8 protein-coding genes and 1 pseudogene are annotated in these 10768 nt (G+C 69.2%); 6 read left to right on the top strand and 3 right to left on the bottom strand.

Annotated features, from left to right (window positions below; all coding sequences use genetic code 11):
- Window positions 1-73, bottom strand: a pseudogene (locus AB0D18_RS38300) (30S ribosomal protein S4); the annotation flags it as partial.
- Window positions 74-187: 114 nt separating this feature from the next.
- Between AB0D18_RS38300 and secD the strand changes: the two are divergent.
- The 4 genes from secD (at window position 188) to AB0D18_RS38280 (ending at window position 6259) form a co-directional block, all read left to right on the top strand.
- A complete protein-coding gene (gene secD, locus AB0D18_RS38295) occupies window positions 188-1948 on the top strand; it encodes a protein translocase subunit SecD (RefSeq protein ID WP_362429854.1) in 1761 nt (586 codons plus the stop codon).
- 1 nt (window position 1949) lies between these two features.
- Complete coding sequence (gene secF / locus AB0D18_RS38290) at window positions 1950-3041, top strand: protein translocase subunit SecF (protein ID WP_362429851.1); 1092 nt, start codon at window positions 1950-1952, stop codon at window positions 3039-3041.
- On the top strand, window positions 3038-3589 hold the full coding sequence (locus AB0D18_RS38285; RefSeq protein WP_362429848.1) for an adenine phosphoribosyltransferase: 552 nt from the start codon (window positions 3038-3040) through the stop codon (window positions 3587-3589). The genes secF and AB0D18_RS38285 overlap by 4 nt, the downstream gene beginning before the upstream one ends.
- Before the next feature lie 201 nt (window positions 3590-3790).
- Window positions 3791-6259, top strand: coding sequence for a bifunctional (p)ppGpp synthetase/guanosine-3',5'-bis(diphosphate) 3'-pyrophosphohydrolase (locus tag AB0D18_RS38280; protein WP_362429845.1), 2469 nt, complete (start codon window positions 3791-3793; stop codon window positions 6257-6259).
- 69 nt (window positions 6260-6328) lie between these two features.
- Here the strand turns inward: AB0D18_RS38280 and AB0D18_RS38275 are convergent, their stop codons facing one another.
- Both AB0D18_RS38275 and AB0D18_RS38270 read right to left on the bottom strand, forming a co-directional pair.
- Window positions 6329-7558 (bottom strand): DUF349 domain-containing protein, encoded by a 1230-nt coding sequence (locus AB0D18_RS38275; protein WP_362429842.1) that lies wholly within the window; start codon window positions 7556-7558, stop codon window positions 6329-6331.
- 169 nt (window positions 7559-7727) lie between these two features.
- A complete protein-coding gene (locus AB0D18_RS38270) occupies window positions 7728-8534 on the bottom strand; it encodes a peptidylprolyl isomerase (protein ID WP_362429839.1) in 807 nt (268 codons plus the stop codon).
- A 182-nt stretch (window positions 8535-8716) separates the two neighbouring features.
- Between AB0D18_RS38270 and AB0D18_RS38265 the strand changes: the two genes are divergently transcribed.
- The gene (locus AB0D18_RS38265) at window positions 8717-9412 is read left to right on the top strand and encodes an MBL fold metallo-hydrolase (protein WP_362429836.1); all 696 of its coding nucleotides are present in this window, start codon (window positions 8717-8719) and stop codon (window positions 9410-9412) included.
- Between the two features lie 10 nt (window positions 9413-9422).
- The gene (hisS, locus tag AB0D18_RS38260) at window positions 9423-10685 is read left to right on the top strand and encodes a histidine--tRNA ligase (protein ID WP_362429833.1); all 1263 of its coding nucleotides are present in this window, start codon (window positions 9423-9425) and stop codon (window positions 10683-10685) included.
- Window positions 10686-10768 lie beyond the last annotated feature (83 nt).

Here is a 10768-nt window from a genome sequence, read left to right as displayed (position 1 = left end):
GGATTTCCTTGCGGTTCGGGTCGCGGTCCAGGCGGAAGGCCAGGGCCTTCAGGTTCACCTGGAGGTAGCGCGGGGCGCCGCGGTCCGCGGACCGCGGCGGACCTTTGCGGGGGCAGGCCCCCACAACACTTCGTGGCCGCATCGACGCACACCCGGCGCGTGCGGTTGGACAGGGAGAATCGAGAAGGTGGCAGCACCGAAGAAGGGCCGCAAGGCCCCGGGGGCCCCGGGCAGGCCGGGGCGCGCCCTGGCTCTGATCACGATCGTGATCCTCGCCCTCGCCGGCGTGATGTTCGCGTCCGGGCACACCACCCCGCGCCTGGGCATCGACCTCGCCGGCGGTACGAGCATCACGCTCAAGGCGCAGAACGAGCCGGGCCAGCCCAACGCGATCAACAAGACGAACATGGACACCGCGGTCTCCATCATGGAGCGCCGCGTCAACGGCATGGGCGTCTCCGAGTCCGAGGTCCAGACCCAGGGCACTGACAACATCATTGTCAACATCCCCAAGGGCACGAACTCCGAGCAGGCCCGCGAGCAGGTCGGCACGACCGCCAAGCTCTACTTCCGCCAGGTGCTGACGGTCACCCAGGGCACTCCGATGCCCGACCCGGCGAAGACCCCGAAGCCGAACCCCTCGTCGACGGGCAAGCCCGCCGCGAAGGACCCCAAGGACAAGGGCAAGTCCACGCCCAACCCGACCTCGACCGCCACCTCCCAGGGACGCGCCGTCACCGACGCGCTGAAGGCCCCGACGCCGAACCCCTCGGGCACCACGGGCTCCAAGAGCCCCGACCCGAAGAAGACGCCGACGCCGCCCGCCCCGGACCCGGCCACCAAGAAGCTGCAGGACGCGTTCGTCGCCCTCGACTGCACCAAGCCCGCGCAGCGCGAGAAGGCCGGCGACGGCATCAAGCCGAGCGAGCCGACGATCGCCTGTGGTCTGGGCACCGACGGCAAGACCTGGGAGAAGTACATCCTGGGCCCGGCGGAGCTCGAAGGCACCGACGTCAAGAAGGCCGGTGGCACGTTCGACACCCAGCGCGCGCTGTGGAAGGTCGACATGGAGTTCACCTCGAAGGGCTCCGACAAGTTCTCCAAGACGACCGCCAAGCTGATGAAGCAGCAGGCGCCGATGAACCAGTTCGGCATCGTCCTCGACGGCAACGTCGTCTCCGCGCCCTCCGTGAACCAGGTCCTCAGCGGCAACGCCGAGATCACCGGCAGCTTCACCCAGGAGTCCGCGCAGGAGCTCGGCAACATCCTGTCGTACGGCTCCCTGCCGCTCACCTTCAAGGAACAGTCCGTCACCACGGTCACCCCGGCCCTCGGCAGTGACCAGCTCAAGGCGGGCCTCATCGCCGGTGCGATCGGTCTCGCGCTCGTCGTGATCTACCTGGTGCTCTACTACCGCGGCCTGTCGTTCGTCGCGCTCCTGAGCCTCCTGGTCTCCGGCGTCCTGACGTACACGATCATGACGCTGCTCGGCCCGACCATCAACTTCGCCCTGAACCTGCCGGCGGTCTGTGGTGCGATCGTCGCCATCGGTATCACCGCGGACTCGTTCATCGTGTACTTCGAACGCATCCGGGACGAGATCCGTGACGGGCGCACGCTGCGTCCCGCCGTGGAGCGTGCCTGGCCGCGTGCCCGGCGCACCATCCTGGTGTCCGACTTCGTGTCGCTGCTGTCCGCCGTGGTGCTGTACGTCGTCACCGTCGGCAAGGTGCAGGGCTTCGCGTTCACGCTCGGCCTGACCACCCTGCTCGACGTCGTCGTGGTGTTCCTCTTCACCAAGCCGCTGATGACGCTGCTCGCCGCGAAGACGAAGTTCTTCGGCAACGGCCACAAGTGGTCCGGGCTCGACCCGAAGCGGCTCGGCGTCCAGCCCCCGCTGCGCCGCACCCGCCGTGTGTCCGCCCCCACCGAACCGAAGGAGGCGTGAGATGTCGCGACTCGGCAGCATCGGCGCCAGGCTGTACCGCGGCGAGGTCGGTTACGACTTCGTCGGAAAGCGGATGATCTATTACGGGATCTCGATCCTGATCACCGTCATCGCCATCGCGGGCCTCGGGTTCAAGGGCCTCAACATGGGCATCGAGTTCCAGGGCGGCGCGCTCTTCACCACGCCCGCCACCTCGGTCTCCGTGGATCACGCGAAGGAGGTCGCCGAGAAGGCCTCCGGCCACGACGCGATCGTCCAGAAGCTCGGCAACGACACCCTGCGCATCCAGGTCGGCGGCCTCGACACCGCGAGCGCCGCCCCGGTGACCGAGAAGCTCGCCCAGGACCTCAAGGTCCCGGCCGAGAAGATCAACACCGACCTGGTCGGCCCCAGCTGGGGCGAGGAGATCGCCAACAAGGCGTGGACCGGCCTCGCGGTCTTCATGGTCCTGGTGGTGATCTACCTGGCCATCGCCTTCGAGTGGCGGATGGCCGTCGCCGCCCTCGTCGCCCTCATCCACGACCTCACCATCACCGTGGGCGTCTACGCCCTGGTGGGCTTCGAGGTCACCCCGGGCACCGTGATCGGTCTGCTGACCATCCTCGGTTACTCCCTCTACGACACCGTCGTCGTCTTCGACGGTCTCAAGGAGGGCTCGAAGGACATCACCAAGCAGACCCGCTTCACGTACAGCGAGATCGCCAACCGCAGCCTCAACGGCACCCTGGTGCGTTCCATCAACACCACCGTCGTCGCGCTGCTGCCGGTCGCCGGACTGCTGTTCATCGGCGGCGGTGTGCTGGGCGCGGGCATGCTCAACGACATCTCGCTGTCGCTGTTCGTCGGCCTCGCGGCCGGTGCGTACTCCTCGATCTTCATCGCCACTCCGCTGGTCGCCGACCTGAAGGAGCGCGACCCGCAGATGAAGGCCCTGAAGAAGCGCATCCTCGCCAAGCGGGCCGCCGCCGAGGCCAAGGGCGAGTCCGCCGACGGCGGTGCGGGCGACCCGCAGGATGCCGTCCCGGCCGCCGCCGCACCCGTCGTGGGCCAGCGTCCGGGCCGTGGCCGCCCCACCCAGGGGAAGCGCCGATGAACGCCACCGTGGACACCACCCGCGAGCTGCTGCTCAGCCGCATCCGGGACGTGCAGGACTACCCGAAGCCCGGCGTCGTCTTCAAGGACATCACGCCGCTGCTCGCCGACCCGAAGGCCTTCTCGGCCCTCACCGACGCCCTCGCGGACCTGTGCGTGAAGCACGGAGCCACGAAGATCGTCGGCCTGGAGGCGCGCGGCTTCATCCTGGCCGCACCGGTCGCGATCCGTGCGGGCATCGGATTCATCCCGATCCGCAAGGCCGGCAAGCTGCCCGGAGCGACGCTCTCGCAGGCGTACGAGCTGGAGTACGGGACCGCGGAGATCGAGGTGCACGCCGAGGACCTCAGCGCGGGCGACCGCGTCATGGTCATCGACGACGTCCTCGCCACCGGCGGTACGGCCGAGGCCTCGCTGGAGCTGATCCGGCGGGCCGGGGCCGAGGTCGCCGGAGTCGCGGTCCTCATGGAGCTCGGCTTCCTGAACGGCCGGGACAAGCTGGTGCCCGCCCTCCAGGGCGCCCCGCTGGAAGCCCTGATCACGGTCTGACCAGGCGCGCAGCACGAAGGAAGGCGGGCCACCTGGGCAACAGGGGGCCCGCCTTTCCCAGGTCTTGACTCCTGGCACAGGAAGAACGCGAGGCCAAGGGTCGATACCATGGGGTTTCCGGACCCGACCGGGGACCACCTGAACCGGCAAGCGCATCCCCCGGGTGCACCCCGGAGTCCAGGACCCGTACGAGGAGCGCACTTGCCTGACGAGGCCCAGCCAGTCGCCACCCCGCAGCCGGACAAGGCCGCGGCGGGCGCCACGCCCCCGAAGCCCCCGGCCGAGAAGCCCAAGCCGCCGGTGGCCCCGGAGCGCGCAGCAGGGCCCCCGCCGGCACCCGCCGTCCGCCCCGCGGCCCCCGCGGGAGCCACCGCCCGCAGCGGCGGTTCCTCCAACCGCGTACGCGCCCGCCTCGCCCGCCTCGGCGTGCAGCGCTCGTCCCCGTACAACCCGGTCCTGGAGCCGCTGCTGCGGATAGTGCGCAGCAACGACCCCAAGATCGAGACGGCGACGCTGCGCCAGATCGAGACGGCCTACCAGGTCGCCGAGCGCTGGCACCGCGGGCAGAAGCGCAAGAGCGGCGACCCGTACATCACGCACCCGCTCGCCGTGACGACGATCCTCGCCGAGCTGGGCATGGACCCGGCGACGCTGATGGCCGGACTGCTGCACGACACCGTCGAGGACACCGAGTACGGCCTGGACACCCTGCGCCGCGACTTCGGCGACCAGGTGGCGCTCCTCGTCGACGGCGTGACCAAGCTCGACAAGGTCAAGTTCGGGGAGGCCGCGCAGGCCGAGACCGTACGCAAGATGGTCGTCGCCATGGCCAAGGACCCGCGCGTCCTGGTCATCAAGCTCGCCGACCGCCTGCACAACATGCGCACCATGCGGTACTTGAAGCGCGAGAAGCAGGAGAAGAAGGCGCGCGAGACCCTGGAGATCTACGCGCCGCTCGCCCACCGCCTGGGCATGAACACCATCAAGTGGGAGCTGGAGGACCTGGCGTTCGCCATCCTCTACCCCAAGATGTACGACGAGATCGTCCGGCTGGTCGCCGAGCGCGCGCCCAAGCGCGACGAGTACCTGGCCATAGTGACCGACGAGGTGCAGTCCGACCTGCGGGCCGCCCGCATCAAGGCGACCGTCACCGGGCGGCCGAAGCACTACTACAGCGTCTACCAGAAGATGATCGTCCGCGGCCGTGACTTCGCGGAGATCTACGACCTGGTGGGAATTCGCGTCCTCGTCGACACGGTACGGGACTGCTACGCGGCCCTCGGTACCGTGCACGCGCGGTGGAATCCGGTCCCCGGCCGGTTCAAGGACTACATCGCGATGCCCAAGTTCAACATGTACCAGTCGCTTCACACGACGGTCATCGGGCCCAGCGGCAAGCCGGTCGAGCTCCAGATCCGCACCTTCGACATGCACCGCCGCGCCGAGTACGGCATCGCCGCGCACTGGAAGTACAAGCAGGAGCCGTCCGCCGGCGCCTCCAAGGTCCGCACGGACGTGCCGCGGCACAAGGACGACGCCGTCAACGACATGGCGTGGCTGCGGCAGTTGCTCGACTGGCAGAAGGAGACCGAGGACCCCAGCGAGTTCCTGGAGTCGCTGCGCTTCGACCTCTCCCGCAACGAGGTCTTCGTCTTCACTCCGAAGGGCGACGTCATAGCGCTGCCCGCGGGCGCGACGCCGGTCGACTTCTCGTACGCGGTGCACACCGAGGTCGGGCACCGGACGATAGGGGCGCGGGTCAACGGGCGGCTCGTACCGCTCGAATCGACCCTGGACAACGGTGACCTGGTCGAGGTCTTCACCTCGAAGGCCGACGGCGCGGGCCCGTCCCGCGACTGGCTCGGCTTCGTGAAGTCGCCGCGCGCCCGCAACAAGATCCGTGCCTGGTTCTCCAAGGAGCGCCGCGACGAGGCCATCGAGCAGGGCAAGGACGCCATCGCGCGCGCCATGCGCAAGCAGAACCTGCCGATCCAGCGGATCCTGACGGGGGACTCCCTCGTCACCCTCGCGCACGAGATGCGCTACCCCGACATCTCCTCGCTGTACGCGGCGATCGGCGAGAGCCACGTCACCGCGCAGTCCGTCGTGCAGAAGCTGGTGCAGGCGCTCGGCGGGGAGGACGCCGCCAACGAGGACCTCGCGGAGAGCTCACCGCCCTCGCACGGCCGCACCAAGCGCCGGGCCAACGCGGATCCGGGAGTCGTCGTCAAGGGCGTCGACGACGTGTGGGTCAAGCTGGCCCGCTGCTGCACGCCCGTACCCGGCGACCCCATCATCGGGTTCGTCACCCGGGGCAGCGGCGTCTCCGTGCACCGTGCGGACTGCGTCAACGTCGACTCGCTCTCCCAGCAGCCCGAGCGGATCCTCGAAGTCGAGTGGGCACCCACCCAGTCGTCGGTCTTCCTGGTCGCCATCCAGGTCGAGGCCCTCGACCGGTCCCGGCTGCTCTCGGACGTCACCCGCGTCCTGTCCGACCAGCACGTCAACATCCTGTCGGCGGCCGTCCAGACGTCCCGCGACCGGGTGGCCACCTCGCGCTTCACCTTCGAGATGGGCGACCCGAAGCACCTCGGCCACGTACTGAAGGCCGTCAGGGGAGTCGAGGGCGTGTACGACGTCTACCGTGTGACGTCGGCGCGCCGGCCGTAGCGCCAACTGCCAAGAGGGGCCCCGGACTTGACTCAAGTCCGGGGCCCCTCTCGTACGTACGACAGGAAATCAGCCGCCGAACTCCTCCAGGCCCTTCATCGCCTGGTCGAGCAGCGCCTGACGGCCCTCCAGCTCACGAGCGAGCTTGTCCGCCTTCGCGTTGTTGCCCGCGGTGCGCGCCGTGTCGATCTGCTTCTGGAGCTTCTCGACGGCGTCCTGGAGCTGGCCGGTCAGACCCGCGGCACGCGCACGCGCCTCCGGGTTGGTCCGCTTCCACTCGTTCTCCTCGGACTCCTGGAGAACGCGCTCGACGGCCTGCATCCGGCCCTCGACCTTCGGACGGGCGTCGCGCGGCACATGACCGATGGCCTCCCAGCGCTCGTTGAGGGCCCTGAACGCGGCACGCGCGCTCTTCAGGTCCTTCACCGGCACCAGCTTCTCGGCCTCGGCCGCGAGCTCCTCCTTCAGCTTGAGGTTCTCGCCCTGCTCCGCGTCCCGCTCGGCGAAGGTCTCGCCGCGCGCCGCGAAGAAGACGTCCTGGGCGCCGCGGAAGCGGTTCCACAGGTCGTCCTCGAACTCGCGCTGGGCGCGGCCCGCCGCCTTCCACTCCGTCATCAGGTCGCGGTAACGCGCCGCCGTGCCGCCCCAGTCGGTCGACTTCGACAGCGACTCGGCCTCGGTGACCAGCTTCTCCTTGGCCTTGCGGGCATCCTCGCGCTGCGCGTCCAGCGAGGCGAAGTGCGCCTTGCGGCGCTTGGAGAACGCCGAGCGGGCGTGCGAGAAGCGGTGCCACAGCTCGTCGTCCGCCTTGCGGTCGAGCCGGGGCAGACCCTTCCAGATGTCCACCAGCGCCCGCAGCCGCTCGCCGGCCGAACGCCACTGGTCGCTCTGCGCGAGCTCCTCGGCCTCGACGACCAGCTTCTCCTTCGAGGCCTTCGCCTCGTCGGTCTGCTTGGCCTTCTCCGCCTTGCGCTCCTCGCGGCGCTTGTCGACCGTCGTCACGAGGGCGTCGAGCCGCTTGCCCAGCGCGTCCAGGTCACCCACCGCGTGGTGCTCGTCGACCTGCGTACGCAGGTGGTCGATCGCGGTCTGGGCGTCCTTGGCCGACAGGTCGGTGGTCTTCACCCGCTTTTCGAGGAGGCCGATCTCGACCACCAGGCCCTCGTACTTGCGCTCGAAGTAGGCCAGGGCCTCCTCCGGGGACCCCGCCTGCCAGGATCCGACGACCTTCTCGCCCTCGGCCGTACGCACGTACACGGTGCCCGTCTCGTCGACACGGCCCCACGGGTCGCTGCTCACAGCGCCTCCTCCACATGATGCCTGCGAGGGTTCGTGGCCCCCGGGCATCGTCCACAGTTTTCAAGATCCACAGTCTGGTCGCGGGGCCGAAGACGCCCTGCACACCGCCAACATAGGCGACGCGCAGGGCGGCTGTCCGCATCCCGCACATCCCGGTTTGACTGTGGGTCTACTTGGTCACGGTCGCCTTGTCGATGACCACGGTGGCGTTCGGGGCCCCGTCGCCCTTCCCACTGGACTCACCCGCACCAGCGATCTTCTCCAGTACTTTCTGACCACCCGCGATCGTGCCGAACGGGGTGTAGTTCGCAGGCAGCGGGCTGTCCTTGTAGACCAGGAAGAACTGGCTGCCGCCGGTGCCGGGGCCCGCGTTGGCCATCGCGACCGTGCCCGCCGGGTACGTACCGCCCTTGACCTTCGGGTCCTTCAGGTTCTCGTCGGGCAGCTTGTAACCGGGGGTGCCGCTGCCGGCCGCCGTCGGGTCGCCGCACTGCAGGACGTAAATGCCCTGGGTGGTGAGGCGGTGGCACTTGGTGTGGTCGAAGTACCCCTTCCCGGCGAGGAAGTTGAACGAGTTCACCGTGCGCGGTGCGTTCTTCGCGTCCAGTGCCAGATCGATGTCGCCGCAGGTGGTCTGCAGCTTCATCGCGTACTTTGCCGACTTGTCGATGTCGAGCTTCGGCTCCTCCTTGAAGGAGAGCTTCGCGACCTCGCCCGGCGCGGGCTTCTTGCACGGGTCGGCGGTCTTCTTCGGGGTGAGCGACGGGTCCGGGGCGTCGGCCACGGTCTTGCCTTCCTTGCCGCCGAAGACGCCCGTCGCATACGCCGTCGCGCCCGCCGCCACGACCACGGCCACTGCCGCGCCGATCACAGCGGTGCGCCGCCTGGTCCTGCGCTGCTTCTCGGCACGGCGCTGCTGCTGGCGCTCGAACTTTTCCCTGGCGAGCTGCCGCCGCCGCTGATCGCTGGTGACCACCGGGTGTTCTCCTCGTACGTGTCGACTGGTGCCGGACGCCTGTCCGGCCGGGCCCGAGCTAGCCCGTACCGTATATGGGTTACCTGTGGGACGGAGAGCGCCGGTAGGCTACTGATCCATTGCGCACGCAATGGAAAGATCGCTACGGCGAACCACCGCTGGACGACCTACAGAGGACGATCGTGCTTATTGCCGGGTTCCCCGCCGGGGCCTGGGGGACCAATTGCTACCTGGTCGCCCCCGCCGCAGGCGAGGAGTGCGTCATCATCGACCCGGGCCACCAGGCCACCCAGGGTGTCGAGGAGACGCTGAAGAAGCATCGGCTGAAGCCCGTCGCCGTCGTGCTCACCCACGGCCACATCGACCACGTCGCCTCCGTCGTCCCGGTGTGCGGGGCCAAGAACGTACCCGCGTGGATCCACCCCGAGGACCGCTTCATGATGAGCGACCCGGAGAAGGCCCTCGGCCGCTCCCTGGGCGCCCAGCTCATGGGCGAGCTGACCGTGGGGGAGCCGGACGACGTCAAGGAGCTGTACGACGGGGCCGAGCTGAAGCTCGCCGGTCTGGACCTGTCCGTGTCGCATGCGCCCGGCCATACCAAGGGGTCGGTGACCTTCAAGTTGCCCGAGGCTGCGGACATTCCGCAGATCCTGTTCTCGGGCGACCTGCTGTTCGCCGGCTCCGTCGGACGCACCGACTTCCCCGGTGGCTCCCACGCCGACCTCCTGAAATCGCTGGCCCGTGTGTGCCTGCCGCTCCAGGACTCGACCGTGGTGCTGTCCGGGCACGGCCCCCAGACGACCATCGGCCAGGAGCGCGCGACCAACCCGTACCTGCGGGACCTGGACGCGGCGCCCGCCCCTCGACGAGGAATGTGAACCACCTCCCGTGAGTACTTTTCAGGCCCCCAAGGGCACGTACGACCTGCTTCCGCCCGTCTCCGCGACCTATCTCGCCGTGCGTGAGGCCATCGCCGCACCGCTGCGGAACTCCGGCTACGGCTACATCGAGACCCCCGGCTTCGAGAACGTCGAGCTGTTCGCCCGCGGCGTCGGCGAGTCCACCGACATCGTGACCAAGGAGATGTACACCCTCACCACGAAGGGCGGCGACGAGCTCGCGCTGCGCCCCGAGGGCACCGCATCCGTGCTGCGCGCCGCCCTGGAGGCCAACCTCCACAAGGCCGGCAACCTGCCCGTCAAGCTCTGGTACTCCGGCTCCTACTACCGCTACGAGCGCCCGCAGAAGGGCCGTTACCGCCACTTCTCGCAGGTCGGCGCAGAGGCCATCGGCGCCGAGGACCCGGCGCTCGACGCCGAGATGATCATCCTGGCCGACCAGGCGTACCGCTCGCTCGGCCTGCGGAACTTCCGCATCCTGCTGAACTCGCTCGGCGACAAGGAGTGCCGCCCCGTCTACCGGGAGGCCCTCCAGTCCTTCCTGCGCGGCCTCGACCTCGACGCGGAGACCGTCCGCCGCGCCGAGATCAACCCGCTGCGGGTCCTCGACGACAAGCGCGCGGACGTGCAGAAGCAGCTGGCCGGCGCCCCGGCACTGCGCGACTACCTGTGCGACGCGTGCAAGGCGTACCACGAGGAGGTGCGCGCGCTGGTCACCGCTGCGGGCGTCGCCTTCGAGGACGACGAGAAGCTGGTCCGCGGCCTGGACTACTACACCCGCACCACCTTCGAGTTCGTCCACGACGGTCTCGGCTCGCAGTCCGCGGTGGGCGGCGGCGGCCGCTACGACGGCCTGTCCGAGATGATCGGCGGCCCCGCGCTGCCGTCCGTCGGCTGGGCGCTGGGCGTCGACCGCACGGTGCTGGCGCTGGAGGCCGAGGGCGTCGTCCTCGACATCCCGTCGGCGACGGCCGTGTACGCGGTGCCGCTCGGCGAGGAGGCCCGCCGGGTGCTGTTCGCGAAGGTCACCGAGCTGCGGAAGGCAGGGGTCGCCACCGACTTCTCGTTCGGCGGCAAGGGGCTCAAGGGCGCCATGAAGAACGCCAACAGGTCGGGTGCCCGCTACGTCGTCGTCGCCGGTGAGCGCGACCTCGCGGAGGGCCAGGTCCAGCTCAAGGACATGGAGTCCGGCGAGCAGGAGCCGGTGGCCCTGGACTTGGTCGTCGCGGAGATCCAGCGCCGCATCGGCTGACACGTTTCGTACGTACGCAGGAGGGGCCCGGAACCGCGGAGGTTCCGGGCCCCTCCTGCGTACGGTCATCCGTCCTGGCCCTC

This window comes from Streptomyces sp. NPDC048442 (assembly GCF_040651475.1).
Taxonomy (GTDB): Bacteria; Actinomycetota; Actinomycetes; order Streptomycetales; family Streptomycetaceae; genus Streptomyces.
Note: the sequence above shows the minus strand (reverse complement) of the source record. Positions and strands in the feature narration are given on the sequence as shown.